Source organism: Ruminococcus sp. D54t1_190329_F1, from assembly GCF_015551645.1.
In the GTDB taxonomy this organism is placed as follows: Bacteria; Bacillota; Clostridia; order Lachnospirales; family Lachnospiraceae; genus Blautia_A; species Blautia_A faecis.
The window spans coordinates 123,200-148,455 of the sequence record NZ_JADNDC010000002.1 but is presented as its reverse complement, the minus strand read 5'-3'; the positions used below and the strand labels follow the sequence as shown (position 1 = coordinate 148,455).

Sequence of the window (25,256 nt, the reverse complement as noted above, 5' to 3'; positions counted from 1 at the left end):
TCAGTCCTCTTCTGTAATGACAAACATTTCTTTTACATACTGTTCCTGGCGGAAATACTGCTTCAGTCCCTGTTTCACCTCATGATGCTTATCCAGTTTCCGCGCAGACAAAATCTGATTAATCATCTGGTACTTGCTGAATGGTGTACCTTCCACCTTACTCATTCCAAGTACCCGCTCTGGCGTTCTTTTGGTCTGTCCATTACATTCCTCTGAAAAATAATAATGCAAAGTTTCCCCGTAAAACATGGTAAACGGCTTGGTAAAAATACCCTCATATACATTCTTAAGAGGCTCTGTCTTATATTCCAGCGCACGTCCAAGTCCGGTATCCAAAGCATATACAAGGGTTACCTTCGCCTCCGGGCTGGTGTGATATTCCACACATGTTTTATCATCCATCTGATACAGGCTCAGAATTTCCGGTGGAAGTCTGTGGAAGAAAGAAAATACCATTTCTTTGTCCATGCACATTTTCAGAAGCTCTTTTTCTATGGAAAGAAGAGCCTCTTTTCTGCTCTTTTCCCTGGAAAGCTCTTTAAACAAAGCCAGATAGCAGACTTCATTTACCATCCATTTCTGCATATATGCATTCAACAGACAGTTTTTCACAAAAGGACTCATGGTGTATTCTTTTACAAAAATGCCATAGGAAACATGGGTCAGATATCCGCTTACGATCCACTCCCTTCCGGAATGGCGAATGTAGGATTCCAGAACATGCTCTCCCTCCTTGCGGTAATCCGTGGTAAACATAAGAAGCTGAAGGATTTTTTCCTCCAGATCATAGGTATCCATTTCAAATCCCACAGCACTTTTCCAGATGGAAAACATTTCATCCACAGGTCCAAAACGATATTTCATAAGATATGTGAGGATCACCTCATCATAAAATCCATTTCTGTAAACATCAGATGCCAAAGCCAGAAGTTCCTCATCTTCCAGCATGTCGCAGCGCACGATCATGCGGCTCACCAGTTTCAGAAGGCTTCGCATGTCCACGCCCTCATAGCCGAATTCCTCCACAATGGCCTGTGCCTGGGAAAAAAGGCCGCGGCTTATAAGGACCACCAGAAGCTTCTGCCTGTCCACACGGGCGTATTCCCGGTAATCCATCTGCTTTAAATACTGATCCAGATCTTCGCCAAATACATGCTCTGCATAATAATCCAGAATCCTGCGACGTACCTTCTGCTTATACTCCATGCAAAAAGCATCGGATTTTACCAGTCTCTGAAAAATATCCAGATTATCTTTGTCCAGTTCATGGCTTTCACAATAATGAAGAAGCACACCTGGCTCGTCCACGCCAAGGGCAAGAACTTTTCTCACTGCCCCATCCTCATCCATGGTCTTCTTCAAACTGTAATCTACAGTAGCACTGTATCTGCGCTGCTTGTCATCCTGAAAAAGAATAGCAGCATCTTCTGTATAAATTCTTGGATAAGCTACGCCCTGAACACAGGTATAAGTCTCCTCTGATTCCATCTGACTGTGACGCACGATCACATAGCGGACTTTTTTATCATCAAAATAAAGCCGGTGGGTAAACATTTTCTGCGCAATGGAATCTGCCGCCTCTTTTGTGCGAGGCTCCATCAGAAACTCCTGATATAAGACGGCATAGCTCTCATTCATTTTTCCCTCAGCCAGTTTTTTCCTGGCGAAATCCCGCATACCTGACATATAACGCTGGTATGCTGCCGGCTCTTTTTCCTTATTTGCAATAATACAGGAATAGATAAATGCCCGCTTGGAATCTCCAAGAGAATCGCTGTTGTAAGTAAAATACATGAGAAGAGCCTTTGGAAGCTCAATCCGTCTGGAAGTATCCATAGTCTCCACATAATACTCATAAAGTCTTGTAAGACGCAGCCCATTCTCCACTGCCAGGGAAAACCAGCGGAAATATTCGGTCTTTCTTGGGTTTCCCTTCATCACATATTTGCAGATGGCTTCCAGGGTATCCTCCGAAGAATACTGATCATAGCCCTTTGCCAATGCCTGATAAATACTTTCGTTATAATCTTTCTCATATCCGGAAAGATATGCAAGGCGCATTACCAGTTCCTCTGTAAGAAGGTTTCTTCTTGCCGCGAAACGAAATACCTGTCCCCAGAAGCTGTTCAGCCTGTGAAGAAGAGTCATGTCCTTGCAGATGATCTTCCATGCTTCCAGATAGAGGAACGGACTCCTGCAGCCCTTGCCAAACTGCTCTTCCAGCACAAATAATGCCTTGGACGGAGTCTCCTTGTATGCAGGATCCAGCTTCAGCAGAATCCATAAAAGCGGAAAACTGTCACTTTTCTGCATGTAAAAATTGCGTATTCTGGACAGGGCGTGAACCTTGTCCTTATATAAACCGGTAAGCGTGCACAGATACAGATAAATTCCAGCAAACTCCAGATCATCTCTTGTATAGGATTTATCCTGATAGCTTTCCAGAAGAGCTCTTGCTTCCTCATGATGGTTCTCCATGTAAAGAAGAAAGGCCTCATACATCTGGTATTCCGGATAATCACATCCGGACTGGTGAAGCTGGTTCAGAATATAGTGGCTGCTTGCACTCCAGGTGGAAAAATCCATCCAGCTGTTGACACATGGATTCTCCTTTCCCGCAAGACAGCTTGCCACAGCAGTCTCATAGCACAGGTAGGCCAGACAGTCTTTTTGAAGATCCAGTTTACTCTTCTCCTGAGTCAGGCGGATATCTACATCCAGTTTACCACTTGTGGATGCAACAACGGTATAAGTAATCTCCTGATAAGGGCTTTTTACTATAATTTTGCCAAACTGATTGCCTTGTCTTAATTTCTCCTTGTGCACCAGATATTCCACTTCATAATGGCTTCCAATAAAATCTTCGTCTGTTACCACCTTGCGGGGAACTTCCAGAAAATCTCCAACAGCTTCCACATCAAGGCGCAGATGTCCCCATCCGCTTCTCTGAATGTAAAAAGATTCTTTCAAAGAGTCTTTCAGCTCATAGTATTCTTTGCCCACCTCTCTGGCACTTATGGTTACTTTTTCCTTCTTGCCTGCGGCAATGAGAAATTCTTCCAAATGCTGATACGTCACCGGTTGTCTGGACAGACCATAATAAAGTGTCTGGATCTTTTGATCCTCATTTTCCAGAATTCTGACGAAGCTGGCGTCTTTAAAAATACGGAATGCCTCTTTAAAATCATCCCGTGCAACTTTTACAAATTCATCCAGATTCCCTACCACACCTGAAAAACTGCGAATTTCCTCTTTCTCGATCTCAATTTCAAAAGGAAGACGGGCCTCTCCAATATTTGTAGTAAAACACAGCCATCCCTTCAGATTTTCTCCGGGGGCAAGTCCTACCGTATCAATTCCAAGCGGGAGGCGCACAGTAGTTCCGGAAATATGGTCCATTCCCGGCACCACCCGGCGGCTGGAAGAAGTAACATAACCGCGGATCTTCTGATTATCCTCTGTTCCAACGTACACTTCCCCTCTCTTCGTCTCCCCTGCTTTCATGGTCAGGGAAATCTTCTCCTTGGAAAAAAGGAGCTGGGGCTGTTCATATTCAAACTTTCCGTTTAAAAGCTGTTCGATCTTTTTTTTCAAAATCATTCACCTTACGTCTTTCGTGTTCTTGTTACTGTCCACAACCTTCACAGCAACACGCTTCTCAGAACATTGCCGTTGAACAGTAATCCTGTTACTCGCTGTCACTGCCTCTTTCGAACCAGAGCCTTTTTCAAACACGCTCCAGGCAGTTACTCTGACATTATTATAATGATTTTCACCCTTTATTTCAATGTAAAATATAAAAAGAATCCTGCCGCGATTTTTTCCGCAGTAAAAAAAGGCAGCCAGGCACTTAAAGCCTGTATTTTTCATAGACTATATAGAAATCCCCTTTGAGGTAGCGATTTGAAGACATTTTTAAAACCTTTGACAATGGCCGAGGAACAGTATTATCTTCAGCAGTACCAAAGGGGCGATATGGAAGCAAAAAATATTCTCATAGAACGTAATCTGCGGCTTGTTGCCCATGTAGTAAAAAAATATCAGGGAACAGATGTAGAACTGGACGATCTGATTTCCATTGGCACCATTGGATTGATGAAAGCCATCTCCACATTTGATTCCACAAAAACAGCCCGGCTGTCCACATATGCAGGAAAGTGTATCAACAATGAACTGCTTATGTTATTCCGATCCCGCAAGAAGCATTCCCGGGAAATCTCGCTGTATGAACCCATTGGTACAGACAAAGAAGGCAATGAGATCAGTCTTCTGGATGTAATGGAAGGACCGGCAGTGGACGTTGTGGAAGAGTATTCCACCAGAGAAGATATCCGTCATGTACTGGATTCCATGAAGTCTGTACTGTCTTCCAAAGAATATGAGGTGATCTGCTGCCGTTTCGGTCTCTTTGGGCAAAAGGAACAGACGCAGCGGGAAATCGCCAGGCACCTTCACATCAGCCGCTCCTATGTATCCAGAATTGAAAAAAACGCCCTGCAAAAATTGCGGACGCTTTTTCCTGAAAACGGGTAAAACACGCTCTGCGAGTTTTACCTCTATGATTATTTGTTACTGTTCATTCCGTGACCAGTAACGATTATTTTTCTGAATTACTCTCAGACTTATGCTTCACTACGGCGGAGGATATCATAAACCTCTGCCTCACCGCCAAGATCTACAAACAGCTTCTGCTGCGGATGGGGAGCGCTTTCTACGGAATTGCCCTCCTCATCATAGATAGCTTTTACAGGAACCAGAAGATTGGTTCCATCCGGTTTCATGATCTCGATCATCTCTCCTACTGTAAACTTGTTTCTCTGTGTAATCTGCACATAGCCTCTCTCATCTACAGCTTCTGCAAATCCCAGATACGTATACCCCTTCTCATAGGTATTATTGTCATAGATCTGTGCTTCCTCGCTTGGTTTGCCATAAAAGAAGCCAGTTGTAAATTTACGGTAAGTGCAGCCTGCGATCTGCTCCTGATACCAGGACATGTTTGCCTGATATTTGGCCGGATCTTCCAGATAATCATCAATAGCCTTGCGGTAAGTACGTGCGACAGTTGCTACATAAAGAGCTGTCTTCATACGACCCTCGATCTTCAAACTGTCGATTCCGCTTGTGAGAATGTCATCCATGTGCTCGATCATGCAAAGATCCTTGGAATTGAAAATGTAAGTACCACGCTCATTCTCATAAACCGGCATATACTCTCCGGGTCTCGACTCTTCCACAATGGAATATTTCCAACGGCACGGATGTGTGCAGGATCCCTGATTGGCATCTCTTCCTACCAGGAAATTGCTGAGAAGACAGCGTCCGGAATAGGAAATACACATCGCTCCGTGAATGAAAGTCTCAATCTCCATATCATCTGGAATATTGGCACGGATCTGGCGAATCTCTTCTAAAGAAAGCTCACGGGCAGTTACCACACGCTTCGCTCCAAGCTTGTACCAAAAGCGATAGGTTTCGTAATTAGTGTTATTTGCCTGGGTACTGATATGACGCTCAATCTCCGGACAGATTTCCTTGGCATAGGTAAAAATACCAGGATCAGCGATGATCAAGGCGTCCGGTTTTAATTCCTTAAGCTCTTTCAAGTACTCTCTTACACCAGCCAGATCATAGTTATGCGCAAGAATATTCACTGTCACATAGACTTTTACACCATGCTCATGGGCAAATGCAATTCCCTGCGCCATCTCTTCTTTTGAAAAATTGCGGGCCTTGGCACGAAGCCCAAAAGCCTCTCCTCCGATATAAATAGCGTCTGCTCCGAAAACCGTGGCAATCTTCAGAACCTCAAGACTGCTTGCCGGAACTAATAATTCTGGTTTACGCATATGACTCCTCTTTCTTTACACTGATGGAGGCTCCGTCTCCTAACGGAAGGATGGAGGTCTCCAGCAGCGGATTGTGCTTCAGTTCATAGAGATACTGACGCATACGCTTATAAATGGTACGATTGCGTCTCTCTACAAGATAATGGGATTCGATAATGTCACCTTCCTGAAGAACATTATCAGAAACAAGAACGCTGCCCTTATGCATTAATTGAAGCACATCCGGCAGCCAGTTCATATACTGCCCCTTGGCAGCATCCATAAAAATAAGATCATAAGTTCCAGTAAGTTCTTTCAGGATCTCTCCTGCATCCCCGGTAAGGAACTCTATCTGGGATTCCCGTCCTGCCTTTCTGAAATTCTCTCTGGCAATAGGGATCCTTTTTTCATAATTCTCAATTGTTGTTATTTTCAGATTCTCAGGTCCATATTCGCACATCAGCAGAGTGGAAAAACCTACTGCCGTTCCGACCTCCAGTATTTTCATCGGCCGGGTTGCTGCAAGAAACATTTTCAGAAAGCTCTGCATTTCCTTGCGGATAATGGGAACCCTTCCTGCAAGTGCTTCTTTTTCCAGTTCTTCCAGAAAAGGAGTATTCCCCATATCAAGAGAATTGATGTAAGTGCGCATTCTCTCCTCTACGATCACTGTCCGGACTCTCCTTCCCCTGCAGTTCCATCAGCTGCCTGAGTATCTGCTGTACCATCTGCACTCTGGGTATCAGCTGTATCAGTTCCTGCATCTGTAGTCTGAGTATCTGTCTGGGCCGCTGTATCAGCTGCTGTGGCACTATCCTGCGTAACACCAGTCTGCTCCTCATCACCAGCAAGAATACCCATAATACGTGTAGGAGTGTAAGCTGTACTTAACAGATAAGTTCCAGCCTGCATCTGTCCCTTATATGTAGAAAGTTTCTCCTGTGCAAAGAACACCAGACTGTCATCAATCAGCCCCTTGCTTTTCAGGATCTTGGCTACATCATAAGTGGATGAGCCTTCCGGAATCACAACTGTCACTTCCTGACCTGCTCCCGGACTGACTGCCTGCTGGTTAAAAACATTGTAGCCAAACTGATAGGCCGACTTGCCGATCCAGAAAATCAGCACTGCAACACAGACGTAAAAAGCAGTACGGAAAATTCCACCAGCTACAAAAAGCCCTGCCTTTCCCACCTGATCTCTTGTATTACCCATGTTTCCTCCTTATAACTCAGGAATGTCCAGATCGATTCCCTCTGTAAGTGTCCTGCATATCTTCTGCATAAATTTACAAAGAGCAAGCTCCGCATCAAGAAATGCGTTTACAAGGGGATCTCTGCGCAGCTCCCTGGATTCTCTGTTGAGCTGCTCCGTTCCCCGGAACAGCTCATCTCTGTTTGCTTCATTCTGTAGTCTGAAATTGTTTCCTCTGAATGCATTCACACGGTCCATAAGCTCCGGGTTCTCCTTCAGAAGATCTCTGTATTTCTCAAATTCCTGATATTCTTCACTGTTCTGTACAGCTGCAAGAAGTGCATCTATACAGTCTTTTATCTCGTTCATCGCGCCTCTGCTTATGCCTCCATAATGATTGGAAGGATCATCGGACTTCTCTTGGTACGTTTCCATACGTAGTCGCTGAGTGCATCCTTCACTGCTGCCTTAATCTTACTCCAGTCTGTGATACCTTTATCCAGACATCCGTCAAGAGCCAGCTCCACCACTTCTCTTGCATGATCCATAAGGTCTTCTGACTCTCTTACATACACAAAACCTCTGGAAACAATATCCGGTCCTGCCAGTACCACATTGCTGTGTCTCTCTAATGTCATGACAACAATCATAATACCATCTTCGGAAAGATGCTGTCTGTCGCGAAGTACAATATTACCAACATCTCCGACTCCAAGACCGTCTACAAGAATTGCACCTGTGTGTACGGAACCAGTAACAGCCGCACTATTCTCATCAATCTCCAGAACATTTCCGGATTTCAGAATAAAAATATTGTCCTTGGAATATCCAAGTTCCTCTGCAACAAGCTTCTGGGCAGTCAGATGACGATATTCACCATGTACCGGAATTGCATATTTCGGCTTCACAAGGGAGTAGATCAGCTTAATCTCCTCCTGGCAGGCATGTCCGGATACATGTGCATCCTGGAAAATAACCTTTGCACCTTTCATGGAAAGCTCGTTGATAACCTTGGATACAGCCTTCTCATTACCTGGAATCGGATGAGAGCTGAAAATAATTGCATCATTAGGTTTAATGGTAATCTTCTTGTGGATATTAGCAGCCATACGGGAAAGAGCAGCCATGGACTCGCCCTGACTTCCTGTAGTGATCAGAACAAGCTGCTCATCCGGATAGTTCTTTACCTGGTCGATCTCGATCAGAGTCTGGTCAGGAACACGCAGATAGCCAAGTTCTGCGGCAGTGGTAATAACATTTACCATACTGCGGCCTTCTACTGCCACTTTACGTCCAAATCGGTATGCAGTATTGATGATCTGCTGTACACGGTCTACATTGGAAGCAAACGTTGCAATAATGATTCTTGCAGTCTTATATTCATTAAAAAGATTGTCAAAAACATGACCAACTGTACGCTCAGACATGGTAAAGCCCGGACGTTCCGCATTTGTAGAATCGCACATAAGGGCAAGAACGCCTTTCCGTCCGATTTCCGCAAATCTCTGCAGATCAATGGCATCCCCAAATACAGGGGTATAGTCCACCTTGAAGTCACCTGTGTGCACCACGATTCCCACAGGAGAATAAATAGCCAGTGCAGATGCATCCTGGATACTATGGTTCGTCTTAATAAATTCAATAGCAAAATCACCAAGATTGATCACCTGACCGTGTTTTACTTCTTTTAACTTGGTAGTCTTAGTCAGATTATGCTCTTTCAGCTTGTTGCTGATCAGCGCAAGAGTCAGTTTGGTGGAGTAGATCGGTGCATTTACTTCCTTCAGTACATATGGAAGCGCACCAATATGATCCTCATGACCATGGGTGATCACAAATCCTTTCACCTTGGAAATATTCTCTTTCAGGTAGGTAATATCCGGAATTACAAGATCGATTCCCGGCATGTCATCTTCCGGAAAAGCGAGTCCGCAATCTACTACTACTATACTATCTTCATACTCAAAAGCTGTAATATTCATTCCAATCTGCTCCAGACCACCAAGTGGAATGATCTTCAGCTTGGATCCACTGTTATTTTTGCGTGGTCGCTTTAAGGCAGGCTTGCCCTGACTGCGGAACTGAGGTTTATAATTTCCCTTGACCGGCTTATCCTGTCCTTGTTTCTGACCATCTTTTCCGTCCTTTTTCGGCTGTGCCTTATATCTGTAATTTTTATGTCTGAAATTTGGTTTTCTTGTTCCGTTTCCGACTGCCGGAGTCCTTTGTCCGTTGTTGTTCATTTCATTTTCCGTCTTCAATCAATCTATCCTCCATTTTGCGCACTTTATCCTCCAAACTCACGCTACCAGGATAAAGCGACTTTATTTTGTTTCGGCTGGTAACTGTTCAGTAACTTCACAATTACACGCTTCACGATGCACAAAAAAACATGCAAAGCATGATTTCGCATCACTGTTCACGATCTGCCCAGCAAATTATTACATTTCAAGATCTACGTCGTCCAACATCTGTTCAAATACTTTGGAAATTGCCATCAGTTCTTCATCATCTTCTACCATCTCATAGCTGGCTTCTTCGCTTCCCTCTTCTGAAACATCTTTCATAATATAGGCGTTCGCCTCGTCATCCTGTGAATCGGAAACCAGAAGATAAGTGATTCCTGCAACTGTAGTCTGTTCTTCCACAAAAAATTCTATAATCCCATCCTCGGATTGAAATTTAATTTTCTCCATTATTCTCATCCTTATTCATATTCATTCGGTCTAAGTATCCTTGTAAGATCAAAACCGCAGCCATCTGATCGAGAAACTGCTTCCTGTTCTCACGTCTGACACCGGTCTCCATTAAAGTACGCTCCGCTTCTGCCGTAGTCAGCCGTTCATCCCACATTACAACAGGCAGGCCAGTCCTCTTTTCCAGTTTTTCCTTAAACTCAAGAGATTTCACAGCCCGCTCGCCCACAGTATTATTCATGTTCTTCGGATATCCAAGTACAATACGCTCTACCTGATATTCCGAAATCAGTTCTTCAATCCGTGCCATCGTCTGGCGAAGCTTATTCTCCTGCTTGCGCCAGACAGTCTCCACACCCTGTGCGGTAAGTCCCAGTGGATCACTGACGGCAACGCCCACCGTCTTGGAACCGTAGTCTAATCCCATTAATCTCATAATCAGTATTCCCAGGATCTGTTCTTAATATACTCGGTCAGCAATTCCTCAACAAGTTCATCACGCTCAACCTTCATGATCATGCTTCTGGCACCCTTATGACTGGTGATATAAGTCGGATCACCGGACATAATATAGCCTACGATCTGATTCACAGGATTATAGCCTTTTTCTTCCATTGCGTTGTAAACCAGGTCCAGGATTTCTTTTACTTCAAGCTCCTGATCTGGTTTTGTTCTGAAATATTGTGTACTTCCCAGATTATTTTCTGCCATTTTTCTCACGTCCTTACGATTATTTCTTTTTTATTTTAATATAATTACGTGTAAATTACAATCCTAATTTTGCATTGCCTGTCATTTCCGCAATTGTGTGGTTACCGGTCACGACCTGCCCAGTAACCCGCTTCGCGATGCACAGAAATCATGCATTCGCATGATTTCGCGCTGAGATTCTCGGGTTTTCTGTGAACTTTGTTCACAAAAAACACCTCGCGGAACGTTACCAGTGAACAGTAATAATTATGTTACTGGTCACGCCCCTACAAAACCTGTACTTCTTCTCCCTGCAAAATATGTGGCTGCAAAGCTTCTTCCACTTTCACCGCCAGAATATCATTTACACCGTATTCCTCCGTTTTCAGCACCGCCACTTTCACATATTCTCTGGAATGTCCCAGATAATATGCTTTTCCATCAATCTCCACTTCCTCCTCCAGAAGTACCTCCAGAGTCTTTCCAAGAAGAGAAGTCTCATATTCTGCTGCACGCTTCTGGTGCAGCTCCAGCATTTTGTCACTTCTCACAGCTTTTTCTGCCTCTGTCAGCTGACCGGACATAGCCGCAGCCTTAGTTCCATGGCGACGGGAATATTTAAAAATATGGGTTTCATAAAAATGAATATCTTTCACAAAATCATAGGAAGCCTGAAAATCCTCTTCTGTTTCCATTGGAAAACCAACGATCACATCTGTTGTCAGCGCTGGATTTCCGAAATATTTGCGAAGAAGTTCACATCTTGCTTTATACTCCGCACTTCTATATCGTCTGTTCATTCTCTCAAGAGTCGTATCGCACCCACTCTGCAGGGAAAGATGAAAATGGGGGCAGACTTTTGGCATAGAAGACAGCTCTTTTGCAAATTCCTCTGTGACGATTCCCGGTTCCAGGGAGCCAAGGCGGATTCTCTGAATTCCTTCCACTTCATTTACTGCCTGAATAAGAGAAAGCAAAGTTTCTTTTTTGTCCTTAGGAAAATCCACTCCATAGGAGCTGAGATGAATTCCTGTGAGCACCACTTCTTTGTAGCCGGCTTTGGCCAGCTTGTGCACTTCATTTAAAATATTTTCTTTTTCCCTGCTTCGCACGCGGCCTCTTGCATAGGGAATGATACAATAGGTGCAAAACTGGTTGCAGCCATCCTGCACCTTAATATAAGCACGTACATGCTCAGCTGTGCGGCTGATTTCCAGTTCTTCATATTCCTTTGTCTGATTAATCTTAATAATATGAGCCTGACGCTGGTGTTCCTTTTCAAAATCAGCCAGAACTTCCACAATATTTTTCTTCTGGTTATTTCCAAGTACCAGATCCACTGCTTCGTCCTTTTCCAGTTTTCCCTCGTCAGTCTGTACATAACATCCTGTTGCTACTACCACCGCATCTGGGTTCATCTTTTTCGCCTTGTGAAGCATCTGACGAGACTTACGGTCTGCAATATTTGTTACTGTACAGGTATTTATTACGTAAACATCAGCACCTGGTTCAAAAGGTACGATTTCATACCCTGCCTGTTCCAGAAGCTGCTGCATAGCTTCCAGCTCATAAGAGTTTACTTTACATCCAAGATTGTGTAATGCAACCTTTTTTTTCATTCTTTCCTCCAAAACTAGTACCGTCCACACCATGCAGGATAACCCCTCCGCAATGCACAGAATTCATGTAAATACGTGATTTTGTGCCGCACTTCCCGGATTTTCTGTAAATTTCATTCACAAAAAGCATCTCGCGGAATATTATCAGTACACAGTAATGTTGTAAATTTTTTATACATTTTCACTAATTCTGCTGCCATTTTTTCTCTTTTTTCACCTTGACTTTTATCCTGCCTACAGGTAATATGAGTACTGTAAAGCAAACTACTAACAATCCAAGGGAGGTTATATCACAATGAAAACAGCAAAAATCTCACTTAACTCTATTGATAAAGTGAAAGCATTTGTAAACGAGATCAGCAAATTTGACTGCGACTTCGACCTGGTGTCCGGAAGATATGTGATTGACGCTAAATCTATCATGGGTATCTTCAGTCTGGATTTATCCAAACCGATCGACCTCAATATCCATGCTGACGGAGCTGCTCTTGACAGCGTTATGGAAATCATCGACAAATATACAGTTGAATAATTAAATATTCGATTGTCAGAGGAACTGTTCACAGTTCCTCTTTTTGTTTTTCGATGATTTCATGCAGTCTCTGAGTGCTTTTCCACTTTTTACTGGATCTCAATCACTTCTGCAGTGCTAAGTGCCGCTTCCATCAGTTCATCAATTTTCTCAGCCAGCTTCTCCTCTGACTTGCGGATCACATTCAGATTCGGCTTTGTAACCGGATGCTTTGCGACGAAAATAGTACAGCAATCTTCATATGGAAGAACAGAAGTGTCATAAGTTCCAATCTCCCAGGAACGCTCTACAATTTCCTGTTTATCAAACCCAATCACCGGACGATATACCGGTAATGTACACACTTCATTCGTTGCTGCAAGACTCTGCAGGGTCTGGCTTGCAACCTGTCCAATGCTTTCACCGGTAATAAGTCCAAGACAGTTATCCTTCTTTGCAAAATGCTCTGCAATTCTCATCATATAACGACGCATAATGATAGTAAGCTCATCATGTGGACACTGATCGTAAATGTACAGCTGAATGTCTGTGAAATTTACTACATGAAGCTTGATCGGTCCACTGTATTTTGCCACCAGCTTCGCCAGGTCCACAACCTTCTGTTTTGCACGCTCGCTGGTATACGGCGGAGCATGGAAATAAACAGCTTCAATCTTAACGCCTCGCTTTGCGATCATATATCCTGCCACCGGGCTGTCAATTCCGCCGGAAAGAAGCAGCATTGCCTTTCCATTGGTTCCAACCGGCATTCCGCCAGGTCCCTTAATGCTCTTGGAATATACATAAATTTTCTCACGGATCTCAACAGAAACAGTAAGTTCAGGCTGATGTACATCCACCTTCGCCTCCGGAAAAGCATCCAGAATGCTTTCACCGATTCTTGCACTTACTTCCATGGAATTTACCGGATAGGACTTCTTTGCACGTCTTGTATATACCTTGAAGGTGCCGTGATAATCCGGATGTACATTCTTCATGTACTCCACAACGTCAGCGCGCATCTGCTCAAATCCTTTGTCCTCGTAAATCACAACCGGACAGATGTAAACAATACCGAATACTGTTTTTAATGCAGCTACAGCCTCCTCAAAATCGTATTCCTCTGGGCAGAATACATAAACACGGCCCTGCTCCTTCACAACACGGTAATCGCCCTCTATCTTAGAAAGAGCAATATTCATCTGCTTCACAAGGGCATCTTCAAACAGATATCGATTTTTACCCTTGATGGCTATTTCTGCGTATTTTATTAAAAATGCGTGAAATATCATTTAATTTCCTCCTGTTTCTTTATGTTATGCGGCTGCCGGACTTTCTCCGGCGCTGCGTTTCATTCTTCTTTTCCTCGCTGCTTCAGTGTCTGGAATATCTCCGAAGCATAGGCAGTACCTGCCCGATCACTTCCAATACATAATCCACTTCTTCAAATGTATTTTCCTCTGAAAAACTGAATCTCAGCGTACTTTCTCTTTGGGCTGCTTCCATTCCCATTGCACTTAAGGTTCCGGCAGCTTTTCTTTTGTGGCTGGAGCAGGCGCTTCCGGCTGAAACATAAATACCTTTTTCTTCCAGAGTATGAAGCAGCACTTCGCTTCTCACGCCCAGAAAGCTGGCGCTTAAGATCTGAGGTGCACCTTCTCTTATCTCCATTCCGTTGAGACGAACATCAGGAAGTTTCAAAAAACCTTCTGCAAGGCGTTCCTTCAGCTGATACATATGCTCAATTTTCTCATCAAAATCCGTGTAGACCATCTTTGCAGCAACACCCAGTCCTGCAATTCCAGGTACATTATCTGTACCGGACCGCATACCGGCCTGCTGGCCGCCGCCTAAGATCTGAGGCTGAATCCTGGCTTTCTCATTGATATATAAAAATCCTACACCTTTAGGCCCGTGAATCTTATGGCTGCTCACAGAGAGCATATCAATTCCTGCCTTTTTGGGATAAATACGGTATTTTCCAAATGCCTGGATCGCATCTACATGATACAGAGCCTTCGGGCTTTTCTCATGAACCAGTTTTGCAATCTCTTCCACTGGCATCACAGCACCAACCTCATTGTTTACATACATAGTAGATACCAGAATCGTATCCGGGCGCAAAGCTTTCTCTAACGCCTCCAGCTGAACCACACCCCTGTGATCTACAGGAACTATCGTCACCTCATATCCCATCTGTTCCAGGCGCTCTGCAGGCTGTCCTACAGCTGCATGCTCCACTGAAGTGGTGATAATATGGTTTCCGCTTCTTTTATTTGCATCCGCTCCGCCAAACAAGGCCAGATTATTTGACTCTGTTCCGCCAGAGGTGAAAATGATTTCTTTTTCATTTACCTTGAGAATTTTGGCAAGTATCTGTGCAGCTTCACGGACATACTTTTCCGCTTCCACACCTTTTAAATGCATGGCAGAAGGATTTCCAAAATCCTCTGTCATTGTTTTTACTACAATCTCTGCCACCTTAGGATAACATCTTGTGGTAGCAGAGTTATCAAAATATGCTTCCATTTCTTACTTTTCCTCTTTTTTTCCAGAGCATGTTAAAAAAAGGCTTTCTGCAAGATGTGCGTCACAATTTGCGGAAGCCTTTACCCGGATAAGGGCGCAGCAGCGAGCTGCGGCAGCCGAATTCAGGTGAAGCATACCGCAAAGTGGGGCGTGCAGATTGCTGAAATGATTTTTCAAACAGGCTCTGGCACGTCTTGCAGATTGCTAAAATATTTTTAAACAGACTCAAGCGTATACATCAGAATAGACAGCATGGTCATACCTGCTGTCTCTGTGCGCAGGATTCTTTTTCCCAGGGTCACCGGTTTCCCTCCGGCTTCCATGGCATCTCTCACTTCTTCCTCCTCAAAACCGCCTTCCGGGCCAATAAAAATCCCCACAGATTGTCCAGGCTGAATTGCCGCCAGGATTTCCCGGGTCTCTTTCATACCTTGGGCAAGCTCATAAGGAATCAGAACCACATCCAGTCCTTTTGCAAAGGCAAGTGCTTCTTTCCAGTTCATTACATTTTTCACTTCCGGGATCAGCATACGCTTAGACTGCTTAGCTGCGCTCTCGGAAATCTGCTGCCATCTGGTAACCTTCTTCTGCGCTTTCTTTGCATCCAGCTTCACCACACATCTCCTTGTTTCAACTGGAACAACAGCGTAGGCGCCAAGCTCCACAGCCTTCTGAATGATCAGTTCCATTTTATCCCCTTTGGGAAGACCCTGGAACAAATAAATCCGGCTTGGGAGCTCATACTGGGATTCCTGAGCATAAAGGATATGAAGAACTGCGCTGTCCTCCTGAAATTCTTCTATGGTACAGTGATATTCCTTCTCACTGCCATCGCTGATCCACACATCCTCACCAATGCGCATGCGCAGAACATTTTTCATATGGTTCAGATCCGGACCTGTAAGAGTGATCCTGTGTTCTTCTTCCTGAACCTGATAAGGCTCCACAAAAAAGCGCTGCATAATTATTCCTTTCTGGCCGTGACAGATACCCATTCTCCCTGATGGGTTACCTCAACCAGCTGAAGCCCGGCATCCTTCACTGCCTTTACCACTACTTCTTCTTTCACGTCCAGGATTCCAGAGGTGATATAGTAAGCACCCTTTTTCATCTGATTTACGATAACCGGTGTGAGAGGCACCAGTACATCTGCCAGGATATTGGCTGTTATAATGTCGTATTTCTCATATCCAACCGTATCCTGAACTTCTTTATCATCAATGATATTTCCAATGAGCATGTCAAAAGTCTCATCCTTAATATCGTTAGCCTCTTTATTGTCAGCCACTGCCGGAATTGCACAGGGATCAAGGTCAGTTCCCACAACATGAGCAGCGCCCAGCTTCAAAGCTACAATTCCAAGAATACCGCTTCCGGTTCCAACATCCAGCATCTGGGTGTCTTTTGTCACAAATTTCTTCAGCTGACGGATTACCAGCTGGGTAGTCTCGTGCATACCAGTTCCAAAAGCTGTACCTGGATCAATGTGAAGGATCATCTTATCTTTATCTTCTTCCTTCACTTCTTCCCAGGATGGAACAATAAGAATGTCATCTACATAGAACTGATGGAAATATTCCTTCCAGTTATTGATCCAGTCTTTGTCCTCTGTCTGGGATTCTGTGATGGTACCTTCGCCGATATCCATGTATCCGCGTACTTCTTCAAGGACAGCACGTACTTTCTCGAGAACAGGTGCAGTTTCTGTGTCCTCTTCCAGATAAAAATTCAGATAGGCGATTCCATCATCCGCTGGACCTTCCGGCATAATATCCACAAACATCTGCTCTTTATCTGTCTCGGTAAGGGGCTGTTTGTCCTGAATCTCTACGCCCTCAACTCCAACGTCTGCAAGGGCAGAGATGATAACGTCTTCTGCTTCTGTTTTTGTTTTGATGGTAAAGCGATTCCACTTCATACTATTTCTCCAATCTTTTTATTGAAAGCTGTTTCTTCATAATCACAATATGGTATTTTTTAACATCTTTCGAAACGGTTGTTATCTGTTACTTTATTCTGATTTTTCAATTCACCTGACCAATTACTGGTTTTTTATGTCCATGTTACTTCTTTTTATGTGCAAAAACATGCACAACCCACTTATGTCGCTGCCCTTTCTGATAAAATCTCCAGAAAAACTCTACCAGAAGCAACGCCGCTGCTGCATCCACAATGTAATGCTGCTTCAGCACCTGGGTAGAGATAATGATCAGAATTGCAAATACCAGAGAAAATCTCTGATACCATTTCGGCACCTTCTCTGAGCCTTCCACACCTTTCCAGCACATCCAGCTCACATAGCAGTGGATAGAGGGAAACAAATTAGAAGGACTGTTCCCGCCATCCAGGGAATATACCAGAGCGAGAATCTTTTCCGAAAGGGTATTTCCTGGGATCTCCGGTCTTATATTGGTGGTCGGTATTAAAATAAAGCAGATAAAGCAAATAAAATGTATGGTCAGATCTGTGGCAACAAACCGGTAAAACATATCCTTACCACGCCTTGTCGCCAGCAAATACCCCACTGCCCAGAATGGAAATGCCAGAATATAAAACCACACAAATACAGGCAGTAACGGAACTTCCCTGTCAAATGCCATCGTAAAATCATAGTGATACCTGCCAGCTGTAAGCGCACTGCTTCCCCAGTAAATCAGACAATTCACTGCCATGATGGTTACAAGAGGTGCAATAGACCACAGTGGAATATATCGGTTTAACAGGTCTCTTTTCTTTGTTTTCAAGGCAAAACTCCTTTCCGGACTCTTGCGATGTTACTGTCCGTGCTGCTCACTTCCTGACCAGCAGCACGGACAGTAACGTTGCGGCTACCCTTTAATATACAATAAGTAACAAAAAAAGAAAAGAGGATATCTCCCCTTTTCTTTATTCTTTTATGGAAAAACTGATTTTTTACTCTTCAAAGGTCTCTTTTAATTTGTCCATGAAGCTTTTTTTCTTCTTTTCGGACTTTTCTGTGCTATCGCCGGCACTGCCTGCCGGACGATTGCCGCATGCCTCGTCAAATTTGCGGAGAGCCTCTTTCGCATCCTCATTCAGGTTGGTTGGTACCTGAACAACCAGAGTTACGTAGTGATCACCGCGGACATTCTTGTTTCGAAGGGACGGAACACCTTTGCCCTTCAGACGGATTCTGGTATCTGTCTGAGTTCCTGGTTTCACTTCATAGAGAACTTCTCCATCTACTGTATTCAGTTTGACTTCGCCACCAAGTGCTGCCTGTGCATAAGTAATCGGTGCAGTAGAGTAAATATTCATATCCTGTCTCTGGAAAATCGGATGGCGTGCTACATTTACTTCTACCAGCAGATCGCCTCTCGGACCTCCATTTGTGCCAGGTTCACCTTTATCACGGATACGGATACTCTGACCATTGTCAATACCAGCCGGAATAGATACCTTAATTTTCTTGCGATTAGAAATGTATCCGGTACCACGGCAATCCGGACATTTATCTTTGATGATCTTACCTGTACCATGACAATCCGGACACACCTGAACGTTACGAACCATGCCAAACATGGACTGCTGGGTGTAAACAATCTGACCTTCACCATTACATTTCGGACAGGTAACCGGTGAGGTACCAGCCTTAGCGCCGGAACCGTGACAGGAAGTACATTCATCTTTCAGAATAATCTCAAGTTCTTTCTCACAGCCAAATACAGCATCCTCGAAGGTGATGTTCACGCGTGCACGCAGGTTTGCACCCTTCATAGGTCCATTATTGGCACGTCTGCGGCTTCCGCCGCCTCCAAACAGATCTCCGAAAATATCTCCGAAGATATCACCCATGTCTGCGCCGGAGAAATCAAAGCCGCCGAAACCGCCTGCTCCGCCACCGCCGCCGTTTTCAAAAGCGGCATGACCAAACTGATCATACTGTCTTCTCTTGTCCGGGTCACTTAAGACGCTGTAAGCCTCTGTTGCCTCTTTGAATTTCGCTTCAGCTTCCTTATCTCCCGGATTTACGTCGGGATGATACTTCTTGGCAAGCTGACGATATGCTTTTTTTAATGTAGCGTCATCGGCGCTCTTATCAACGCCTAAGACTTCATAGTAATCTCTTTTATCAGCCATGATTTCTTTCTTTTCCTAACTTTTTGTATTTGGTTATCTTATGGAAGGCGCCAGCGGCGCATTTCCTGTAATATGTCTTTCACCACCACTGCCCGGTCATGAATCATGACCGGGCTGTAATTTCATGTTCCGAAATATTGGAACTTATTATTCAATTAAACCTCTTTGTAGTCAGCATCTACAACATCATCGCCGTAACCTGCCTCGTTACCGCCCTGGGAAGCTCCTCCCATGTCCGGTCCCGGGCCTGCCTGACCAGCACCGCCCTGTGGGTTCTGTGCTTCATACATCTTTGCGAAAAGCTTCTGAGCACTTTCCATCATCTTCTCCTGAGCAGCTTTGATCTCAGCGACCTGAGCATCTCCAATCTCATCTGTATTTGCATATTTAGCAAGGATATCTTTTAATGCATTTAAGTCAGACTCTACGGAAGCTTTGTCATTTGCATCCAGTTTATCACCTGCTTCTTTCAGTGCATTCTCAACCTGGAATACCATGGAGTCTGCATTGTTCTTTGTATCAATTGCCTCTTTACGTTTCTTATCCTGAGCTTCGAACTCAGCAGCTTCTTTAACAGCCTTGTCAATATCAGACTCGGACATGTTAGAACCAGCTGTGATTGTAATGTGCTGCTCTTTACCTGTTCCAAGATCCTTAGCAGATACATTTACAATACCGTTGGCATCGATATCGAATGTAACCTCAATCTGCGGAACACCACGACGTGCTGGCGGGATTCCATCCAGACGGAACTGTCCAAGGGACTTGTTGTCTTTTGCGAACTGACGCTCACCCTGTAATACATTGATATCTACAGCGGTCTGATTATCAGCTGCTGTGGAGAAAATCTGGCTCTTCTTGGTCGGGATTGTTGTATTTCTCTCGATCAGACGTGTTGCAATACCACCCATTGTCTCGATGGACAGGGAAAGTGGAGTAACATCAAGAAGAAGGATGTCACCTGCACCAGCCTCACCGGAAAGCTTACCACCCTGAATAGAAGCACCAAGTGCAACACACTCATCTGGGTTCAGGGCCTTGCTTGGCTCTTTGCCAGTTAACTGTCTTACTTTATCCTGTACAGCCGGGATACGTGTGGAGCCACCAACCAGAAGCACCTGTCCAAGATCAGAAGCAGTAAGACCTGCATCAGAAAGTGCACGGCGAACCGGCTCTGCTGTTTTCTCAACAAGATCGTGTGTAAGTTCGTCAAATTTAGCTCTTGTAAGGTTCATATCAAAATGCTTCGGTCCTTCAGCTGTTGCTGTGATGAATGGCAGGTTGATATTGGTTGTTGTTGCGGAAGAAAGCTCTTTCTTAGCTTTCTCAGCAGCTTCTTTCAGTCTCTGAAGAGCCATCTTATCGTTGCTTAAGTCAACGCCCTCTGTTCTCTTGAACTCAGAAAGCATATAGTCTGTAATTCTCTGGTCAAAGTCATCACCACCAAGACGGTTGTTACCAGCTGTTGCCAGAACTTCGATAACGCCATCACCAATCTCAATAATGGAAACATCGAATGTACCACCACCAAGGTCATAAACCATGATCTTCTGCTCTTTCTCATTGTCAAGACCATATGCAAGAGCTGCTGCTGTAGGCTCGTTGATGATACGTTTTACATCAAGACCTGCAATCTTACCAGCATCCTTGGTTGCCTGACGCTGAGCATCATTGAAATATGCCGGAACAGTGATAACTGCTTCTGTAACAGACTCTCCAAGGTATCCTTCAGCGTCTTTTTTCAGTTTCTGAAGAATCATAGCAGAAATTTCCTGTGGGGAATATTTCTTATCGTCGATTGTTACACGGTAATCTGTACCCATCTCTCTCTTGATGGAAGAGATTGTTTTCTCTGCGTTTGTTACTGCCTGACGTTTTGCAGGCTCACCTACCAGACGCTCACCTGTCTTTGTGAATGCTACAACAGATGGTGTTGTTCTGGATCCTTCTGTATTTGCGATAACGGTTGGCTGTCCACCTTCCATAACAGCTACACAGCTGTTTGTTGTACCTAAGTCAATACCAATGATTTTTCCCATGATAATTTTCCTCCTGTTTAAAAATTCATGGTTGCTGTCCATTACACGAACAGTAACATTTATACTTTGTTTTTAGAAAATGTCGATGAAGTTTGATTCTCCAAGCTGCTCTCTGTCAATTAGCAACTTTTACCATACTGTGTCTTACAACGAAATCCTTGTAAGTATATCCCTTCTGGAATTCCTCTACGACGATGTTCTCGCCAACGGATTCGTCCTCCACATGCATCACTGCATTATGCAGATTCGGATCAAATTCCTTGCCTACAGCTTCGATTGGCTTCACACCCATCTCATCAAAGGCTGTCATCATCTGCTTATAGATCATCTTCATGCCTTCTGCAAATGGATCATCCTCCGGTGCCTGTGCAAGACCTCTTTCGAAGTTATCCACGATCGGAAGCATTTTTTCAACGATGTCCCTGGCACCGATGATGTACATGCTGGATTTCTCTTTCTCCGTTCTTTTACGGTAGTTATCGAATTCAGCCATGCTGCGCTTCAGTCTGTCTGTAAGCTCCTCGACCTGCTGTTCAAATTTATCTTTCTCTTTTTTCTTCTTGCCGAAGAAAGAAGTTTTTGTCTTGGTTTCCGGTTCCTTCTGAGATTCTGCTTCCTGATCTGACTGCTCAGTTTCTTCTGTCTGTGCAGGTTCTTCGGAAGTCTCCTCTTCTGCTGTCTGGGCTGTATCTGCTGCCTCTTCTTCGCTTCCGTCTGTTACCGGAATGTCAACTGCTTCTTCCTGTACTTCGGCTTCTTTATTCATTTCTTCTGACACGCTTTCAACCGCCTTTCTAGGTTTTCTTATTTACCATTTCGTCAAGCTGGACTTTTAATTTCTTTAAGCTGTCCACTACATTCTCGTAATCCATTCGCTTGGGACCGATGATTCCAATAGTTCCACGCATTCCATCTCCCAGCTCATAAGTAGCTGTGACCACACTGCAGTCTTTCATGGTACGTACCGGAACTTCATCCCCGATGTATATCTGAACTCCTGTGTTCTCCGGGTCTCCCATTTCCTCACGGACCATATCCGCAAGTTCCTGCTTATCCTCGAAAGTGGAAATCAGCTCACTGGCTCTGGATGTATCTGCAAGCTCTGGATACTTAAATATGTTGGTTGCTCCCGATGTATATACTTTCATATCTTCTTCGTCCACGTGAATCGTAGCTGCAACCGCGTCCAGCACATCTGCAACCACACCGCTGTGGCTTCCCGCCTGTTCTTTCAATCTGGCGATCATGCCCAGATTAATGTCCTGGATGGGTACGCCGTTCAGGTTCGTGTTAAGAAGAAGATTCAGCTTCAAGATCGTCTGGTCATCCATCTCCTCATCAATATTGATGATCTGGTTCCGAATGACATTACCCTCACATACAACTACGGCAATCAGCTGCCGCTCATTGACTCGTGAAAGCTGAATGAACTTCAGGGTGCTTCCCTTATACTGGGGAACCGCAACCATAGCCGCATAATTGGTATTCGTGGCAAGGACCTTCGCCACCTGCCTGAGCACCTTATCCATCTTATCTGACTTCTCAATCATCAGATCACGGATTTCTGCGATCTCGGCTTCCTTCTCCCTGGTAAGCTCATCTACATAAAGGCGATAGCCTTTATCTGATGGAATTCTTCCGGCTGAGGTGTGGGGCTGTACGATGTAGCCCATATCCGTCAGGTCGGACATCTCATTTCGGATGGTAGCAGAGCTGACATTCAGATCCGGATATTTGGAAATAGTTCTGGAACCTACAGGCTCACCTGTTTCCATATAAGTTTTGATGATTGCTTTCAGTATTTTCCGTTTGCGCTCATCTAATACTTCATCCATGAAATATCTGCTCCTTCCTGAAAAGCAGACGGTCAAACCTGATTCTGATTTCCGTCTGGCTTCTTCGAATTCCTTTTGTTAGCACTCATTATTTAGGAGTGCTAACATCTATGTTCTTAAGATACACCTCAGTATTCCTTTTGTCAATATTTTTTACAAATTTTTTTCATCTTTTTTGATAGTTTTTACCTTATACTTTACCATTCCGGATAAAATTTCCTTGCTGCAATACCATTTTTGCAGCAAGGGCACTACCAGGTATCTTTATGTCCGCTGCCGTATAAATGAAAAAGATGCCTTGAGAAAATTTTCCCTGGCATCTTCTTTCCTGTATACTAGAGTCTATTTTGTAACTGTTCAGTACCTTCACAGTTATATGTTTCACAAAACAGTACCTGCTGAATAGCAGCCTCTATTTTTTATAATTTTCCAGATAGTCAAGAACTGCCGCCGGCTCATCCAGAAAAACTACCAGATCCAGCACGGAAAAATCCATGAATTTCTCCTCTGCTGTGTACTCCAGCAATGCTTTCATCCTGTCATAATATCCGTCAATGTTATACAGCACAATTGGGCGGTCAATACGTTTCAGGCTTTTCAAGGTAAAAATCTCAAAAAATTCCTCGTAGGTACCAATTCCGCCAGGTGCTACGATCGTAGCATCTGATTTTTCTTCCAGAAGTTTTTTGCGCTCTCTCATATTCTCTGTGAAAATAAATTCCGTACATTTCTCATACAGAACTCCTGGCTGGTCAAAAAAGCGGGGAGCAATTCCAAGTATGTAACCATTTTCTGCTGCCACGCCTCTGGCTGCTGCTCCCATCATTCCGGTAGCTCCGCCGCCAAACACTAGACCGTGACCTCTTTTTCCCATTGCTCTTCCAAGCTCTTCTGTTTTTTCATAATAAATGTTTTTAAGCAGCGCACTTGAAGCACCATATACACATATGTTCAATCTGTTGTCCTCCTTATTTTTCTTCTAAACACAGGTGCTGCCCACCTGCGGCAGCACCATATACGAAAGTCAGCTGGCATATCTTTTCCAGTCAGCTTCCGACAGCCGCGCAAAACGCCATATTGGCCACACCGCACAAAACCATCACCAGAATGGGATTCATTTTATATTTTCTCAAAAGCACCAGTGCGGCAGTAAAGAATACCACCATTCGAATGCATATGTTTTCCCGAAACAGTTCCACTGCACCATTTATAAAAAAAGATGATACTAAAATGGTAACTCCTGCCTTGGCGATCATGGCCACAACCGCCGGACGAAGGGATGTAAGAGTTCCCTGGAGAAGGGACATTTTCCGGTATTTCGTGTAAATATATGCCAGCAGGGTTACAATTATACAGGAGGGTAAAATACAGCCAAGAGTAGCCACCACTGCGCCCCCAGGACCTGCAATCCTGGTTCCTACAAAGGTTGCGGAATTTACTGCAATAGGACCAGGGGTCATCTCTGCAATGGTCACAAGGTCCGAAAAAGTTTCCATGGAAATCCAGCCATGCATAGTCACTACCTGTTCCTGTATAAGAGGCATTGCTGCATATCCGCCTCCAAAGCTTAATGCACCGATCTGAAGGAAACTGAAAAAGAGCTGAAGATAAATCATTTTTTCCATCCCTCCTTCACAAATGTACGCGCAAATCCAAATACAGACACAATAAGTATTATATAAATAATGTTCACCTTCAGAAAATAGCTTGCACAAAAACTGATGACCATAATAATCACATTTACCCAGTCTTTTGACTTCGCCACGTTTTTCTCCATGTCGTATACCACGGAAATGATCACAGCACCTACGCCGGCAGTCATGCCTTTCAAAAGAGCTGCTATGTAATAATTAGAGCGGAATGCATCATAAAACAAGGAAATCAGGGACAGGATCACCATTGGCGGAATAATAGCCCCCAGAACAGACAGCAGCATTCCCGGTAGTCCCCCAAGCTTGTATCCCACCACAATTGCTCCGTTTACTGCAATCGCTCCTGGAGATGACTGTGCGATTGCCACCAGATCCAGCATTTCTTCCTCATCGATCCAGTGATATTGATCCACAAATTTCTCCTTTAATAAAGTAACGATCACATATCCGCCGCCAAAAGTAAACGTACTAAGATATAAAGAGGCAAAAAAAAGCTTCCGCAGCACATATCTTTTATTTCTTTGTTTTTCTTCCATTTCTGGCACTCCTGATAATTTTGCAT

The 25,256-nt window shown here is 44.1% G+C and carries 24 protein-coding genes and 1 pseudogene; 3 read left to right on the top strand and 22 right to left on the bottom strand.

Features of this window, described 5'->3' with window-relative positions; genetic code table 11:
- The gene (locus I2D69_RS19900) at window positions 1–3,594 is read right to left on the bottom strand and encodes a DUF5717 family protein (protein ID WP_243243745.1); all 3,594 of its coding nucleotides are present in this window, start codon (window positions 3,592–3,594) and stop codon (window positions 1–3) included.
- A 309-nt stretch (window positions 3,595–3,903) separates the two neighbouring features.
- Between I2D69_RS19900 and sigK the strand changes: the two genes are divergently transcribed.
- Window positions 3,904–4,533 carry an RNA polymerase sporulation sigma factor SigK gene (sigK, locus tag I2D69_RS01545; protein WP_148461293.1) on the top strand — a complete coding sequence of 210 codons (630 nt, stop codon included), beginning with the start codon at window positions 3,904–3,906 and terminating at the stop codon, window positions 4,531–4,533.
- An 89-nt stretch (window positions 4,534–4,622) separates the two neighbouring features.
- Here sigK and I2D69_RS01540 read toward each other — a convergent pair whose 3' ends face one another.
- The 9 genes from I2D69_RS01540 to mtaB all read right to left on the bottom strand — a co-directional run bounded on the left by I2D69_RS01540 (window position 4,623) and on the right by mtaB (window position 12,027).
- On the bottom strand, window positions 4,623–5,849 hold the full coding sequence (locus I2D69_RS01540; protein WP_173719318.1) for a U32 family peptidase: 1,227 nt from the start codon (window positions 5,847–5,849) through the stop codon (window positions 4,623–4,625).
- Window positions 5,842–6,498 (bottom strand): O-methyltransferase, encoded by a 657-nt coding sequence (locus I2D69_RS01535; protein ID WP_173735245.1) that lies wholly within the window; start codon window positions 6,496–6,498, stop codon window positions 5,842–5,844. The genes I2D69_RS01540 and I2D69_RS01535 overlap by 8 nt, the downstream gene beginning before the upstream one ends.
- The gene (locus I2D69_RS01530; protein WP_118578542.1) at window positions 6,495–7,043 is read right to left on the bottom strand and encodes an endolytic transglycosylase MltG; all 549 of its coding nucleotides are present in this window, start codon (window positions 7,041–7,043) and stop codon (window positions 6,495–6,497) included. Before I2D69_RS01530 ends, I2D69_RS01535 begins: the two co-directional genes overlap by 4 nt.
- Window positions 7,044–7,052: 9 nt before the next feature.
- The gene (locus I2D69_RS01525; protein ID WP_195379285.1) at window positions 7,053–7,391 is read right to left on the bottom strand and encodes a YlbF family regulator; all 339 of its coding nucleotides are present in this window, start codon (window positions 7,389–7,391) and stop codon (window positions 7,053–7,055) included.
- 11 nt (window positions 7,392–7,402) lie between these two features.
- On the bottom strand, window positions 7,403–9,265 hold the full coding sequence (locus I2D69_RS01520; RefSeq protein ID WP_227198735.1) for a ribonuclease J: 1,863 nt from the start codon (window positions 9,263–9,265) through the stop codon (window positions 7,403–7,405).
- A 198-nt stretch (window positions 9,266–9,463) separates the two neighbouring features.
- The gene (locus I2D69_RS01515; protein WP_173735244.1) at window positions 9,464–9,718 is read right to left on the bottom strand and encodes a DUF1292 domain-containing protein; all 255 of its coding nucleotides are present in this window, start codon (window positions 9,716–9,718) and stop codon (window positions 9,464–9,466) included.
- Window positions 9,705–10,154 carry a Holliday junction resolvase RuvX gene (gene ruvX, locus I2D69_RS01510; RefSeq protein WP_118578548.1) on the bottom strand — a complete coding sequence of 150 codons (450 nt, stop codon included), beginning with the start codon at window positions 10,152–10,154 and terminating at the stop codon, window positions 9,705–9,707. The genes I2D69_RS01515 and ruvX overlap by 14 nt, the downstream gene beginning before the upstream one ends.
- 2 nt (window positions 10,155–10,156) lie before the next feature.
- Complete coding sequence (locus tag I2D69_RS01505) at window positions 10,157–10,429, bottom strand: IreB family regulatory phosphoprotein (RefSeq protein WP_021925017.1); 273 nt, start codon at window positions 10,427–10,429, stop codon at window positions 10,157–10,159.
- A 266-nt stretch (window positions 10,430–10,695) separates the two neighbouring features.
- Window positions 10,696–12,027 (bottom strand): tRNA (N(6)-L-threonylcarbamoyladenosine(37)-C(2))-methylthiotransferase MtaB, encoded by a 1,332-nt coding sequence (mtaB, locus tag I2D69_RS01500; protein ID WP_195379284.1) that lies wholly within the window; start codon window positions 12,025–12,027, stop codon window positions 10,696–10,698.
- A gap of 295 nt (window positions 12,028–12,322) precedes the next feature.
- On the opposite strand from mtaB, the gene I2D69_RS01495 reads away from it, so the two are divergent.
- Window positions 12,323–12,559: an HPr family phosphocarrier protein gene (locus tag I2D69_RS01495; RefSeq protein ID WP_021925019.1), complete on the top strand. Its 237-nt coding sequence runs from the start codon at window positions 12,323–12,325 to the stop codon at window positions 12,557–12,559.
- An 89-nt stretch (window positions 12,560–12,648) separates the two neighbouring features.
- Here the strand turns inward: I2D69_RS01495 and thiI are convergent, their stop codons facing one another.
- Together thiI and I2D69_RS01485 are read right to left on the bottom strand one after the other, a co-directional pair.
- Window positions 12,649–13,830, bottom strand: a complete 1,182-nt coding sequence (gene thiI / locus I2D69_RS01490; protein WP_195379283.1) for a tRNA uracil 4-sulfurtransferase ThiI — start codon at window positions 13,828–13,830, stop codon at window positions 12,649–12,651.
- An 82-nt stretch (window positions 13,831–13,912) separates the two neighbouring features.
- Window positions 13,913–15,067: a cysteine desulfurase family protein gene (locus I2D69_RS01485; RefSeq protein ID WP_148461287.1), complete on the bottom strand. Its 1,155-nt coding sequence runs from the start codon at window positions 15,065–15,067 to the stop codon at window positions 13,913–13,915.
- 48 nt (window positions 15,068–15,115) lie between these two features.
- Here I2D69_RS01485 and I2D69_RS20620 point away from each other — a divergent pair.
- Window positions 15,116–15,286: pseudogene (locus I2D69_RS20620) on the top strand (DUF6783 domain-containing protein); the annotation flags it as partial.
- Here I2D69_RS20620 and I2D69_RS01480 read toward each other — a convergent pair.
- From I2D69_RS01480 to I2D69_RS01435, 10 genes are all read right to left on the bottom strand, one after another.
- On the bottom strand, window positions 15,283–16,029 hold the full coding sequence (locus tag I2D69_RS01480) for a 16S rRNA (uracil(1498)-N(3))-methyltransferase (protein ID WP_195379282.1): 747 nt from the start codon (window positions 16,027–16,029) through the stop codon (window positions 15,283–15,285). The pseudogene I2D69_RS20620 and the gene I2D69_RS01480 overlap by 4 nt on opposite strands.
- A gap of 2 nt (window positions 16,030–16,031) precedes the next feature.
- Window positions 16,032–16,985, bottom strand: coding sequence for a 50S ribosomal protein L11 methyltransferase (gene prmA / locus I2D69_RS01475; protein ID WP_195379281.1), 954 nt, complete (start codon window positions 16,983–16,985; stop codon window positions 16,032–16,034).
- Between the two features lie 145 nt (window positions 16,986–17,130).
- A complete protein-coding gene (locus I2D69_RS01470) occupies window positions 17,131–17,811 on the bottom strand; it encodes a phosphatase PAP2 family protein (RefSeq protein ID WP_243243744.1) in 681 nt (226 codons plus the stop codon).
- A 169-nt stretch (window positions 17,812–17,980) separates the two neighbouring features.
- Window positions 17,981–19,168, bottom strand: coding sequence for a molecular chaperone DnaJ (gene dnaJ, locus I2D69_RS01465; protein WP_195379280.1), 1,188 nt, complete (start codon window positions 19,166–19,168; stop codon window positions 17,981–17,983).
- A 155-nt stretch (window positions 19,169–19,323) separates the two neighbouring features.
- Window positions 19,324–21,207, bottom strand: a complete 1,884-nt coding sequence (gene dnaK / locus I2D69_RS01460) for a molecular chaperone DnaK (RefSeq protein WP_173719323.1) — start codon at window positions 21,205–21,207, stop codon at window positions 19,324–19,326.
- A gap of 115 nt (window positions 21,208–21,322) precedes the next feature.
- Window positions 21,323–21,985: a nucleotide exchange factor GrpE gene (gene grpE, locus I2D69_RS01455; RefSeq protein WP_226815526.1), complete on the bottom strand. Its 663-nt coding sequence runs from the start codon at window positions 21,983–21,985 to the stop codon at window positions 21,323–21,325.
- Between the two features lie 16 nt (window positions 21,986–22,001).
- Window positions 22,002–23,042 (bottom strand): heat-inducible transcriptional repressor HrcA, encoded by a 1,041-nt coding sequence (gene hrcA, locus I2D69_RS01450; protein ID WP_148461281.1) that lies wholly within the window; start codon window positions 23,040–23,042, stop codon window positions 22,002–22,004.
- 412 nt (window positions 23,043–23,454) lie between these two features.
- Window positions 23,455–23,997 carry a TIGR00730 family Rossman fold protein gene (locus tag I2D69_RS01445; RefSeq protein ID WP_195379279.1) on the bottom strand — a complete coding sequence of 181 codons (543 nt, stop codon included), beginning with the start codon at window positions 23,995–23,997 and terminating at the stop codon, window positions 23,455–23,457.
- Window positions 23,998–24,088: 91 nt separating this feature from the next.
- A complete protein-coding gene (locus I2D69_RS01440; protein ID WP_148461337.1) occupies window positions 24,089–24,658 on the bottom strand; it encodes a chromate transporter in 570 nt (189 codons plus the stop codon).
- On the bottom strand, window positions 24,655–25,230 hold the full coding sequence (locus I2D69_RS01435; protein WP_195379278.1) for a chromate transporter: 576 nt from the start codon (window positions 25,228–25,230) through the stop codon (window positions 24,655–24,657). The genes I2D69_RS01440 and I2D69_RS01435 overlap by 4 nt, the downstream gene beginning before the upstream one ends.
- Between the last annotated feature and the right edge of the window lie 26 nt (window positions 25,231–25,256).

Coding starts and splice junctions, on each gene's coding strand:
- I2D69_RS01540 (WP_173719318.1), bottom strand. CDS start 5,849: ATGCGTAAACCAGAATTATTAGTTCCGGCAAGCAGTCTTGAGGTTCTG.
- I2D69_RS01530 (WP_118578542.1), bottom strand. CDS start 7,043: ATGGGTAATACAAGAGATCAGGTGGGAAAGGCAGGGCTTTTTGTAGCT.
- I2D69_RS01525 (WP_195379285.1), bottom strand. CDS start 7,391: ATGAACGAGATAAAAGACTGTATAGATGCACTTCTTGCAGCTGTACAG.
- I2D69_RS01520 (WP_227198735.1), bottom strand. CDS start 9,265: ATGAACAACAACGGACAAAGGACTCCGGCAGTCGGAAACGGAACAAGA.
- I2D69_RS01515 (WP_173735244.1), bottom strand. CDS start 9,718: ATGGAGAAAATTAAATTTCAATCCGAGGATGGGATTATAGAATTTTTT.
- ruvX (WP_118578548.1), bottom strand. CDS start 10,154: ATGAGATTAATGGGATTAGACTACGGTTCCAAGACGGTGGGCGTTGCC.
- I2D69_RS01505 (WP_021925017.1), bottom strand. CDS start 10,429: ATGGCAGAAAATAATCTGGGAAGTACACAATATTTCAGAACAAAACCA.
- mtaB (WP_195379284.1), bottom strand. CDS start 12,027: ATGAAAAAAAAGGTTGCATTACACAATCTTGGATGTAAAGTAAACTCT.
- I2D69_RS01495 (WP_021925019.1), top strand. CDS start 12,323: ATGAAAACAGCAAAAATCTCACTTAACTCTATTGATAAAGTGAAAGCA.
- thiI (WP_195379283.1), bottom strand. CDS start 13,830: ATGATATTTCACGCATTTTTAATAAAATACGCAGAAATAGCCATCAAG.
- I2D69_RS01485 (WP_148461287.1), bottom strand. CDS start 15,067: ATGGAAGCATATTTTGATAACTCTGCTACCACAAGATGTTATCCTAAG.
- I2D69_RS01480 (WP_195379282.1), bottom strand. CDS start 16,029: ATGCAGCGCTTTTTTGTGGAGCCTTATCAGGTTCAGGAAGAAGAACAC.
- prmA (WP_195379281.1), bottom strand. CDS start 16,985: ATGAAGTGGAATCGCTTTACCATCAAAACAAAAACAGAAGCAGAAGAC.
- dnaJ (WP_195379280.1), bottom strand. CDS start 19,168: ATGGCTGATAAAAGAGATTACTATGAAGTCTTAGGCGTTGATAAGAGC.
- dnaK (WP_173719323.1), bottom strand. CDS start 21,207: ATGGGAAAAATCATTGGTATTGACTTAGGTACAACAAACAGCTGTGTA.
- hrcA (WP_148461281.1), bottom strand. CDS start 23,042: ATGGATGAAGTATTAGATGAGCGCAAACGGAAAATACTGAAAGCAATC.
- I2D69_RS01440 (WP_148461337.1), bottom strand. CDS start 24,658: ATGATTTATCTTCAGCTCTTTTTCAGTTTCCTTCAGATCGGTGCATTA.
- I2D69_RS01435 (WP_195379278.1), bottom strand. CDS start 25,230: ATGGAAGAAAAACAAAGAAATAAAAGATATGTGCTGCGGAAGCTTTTT.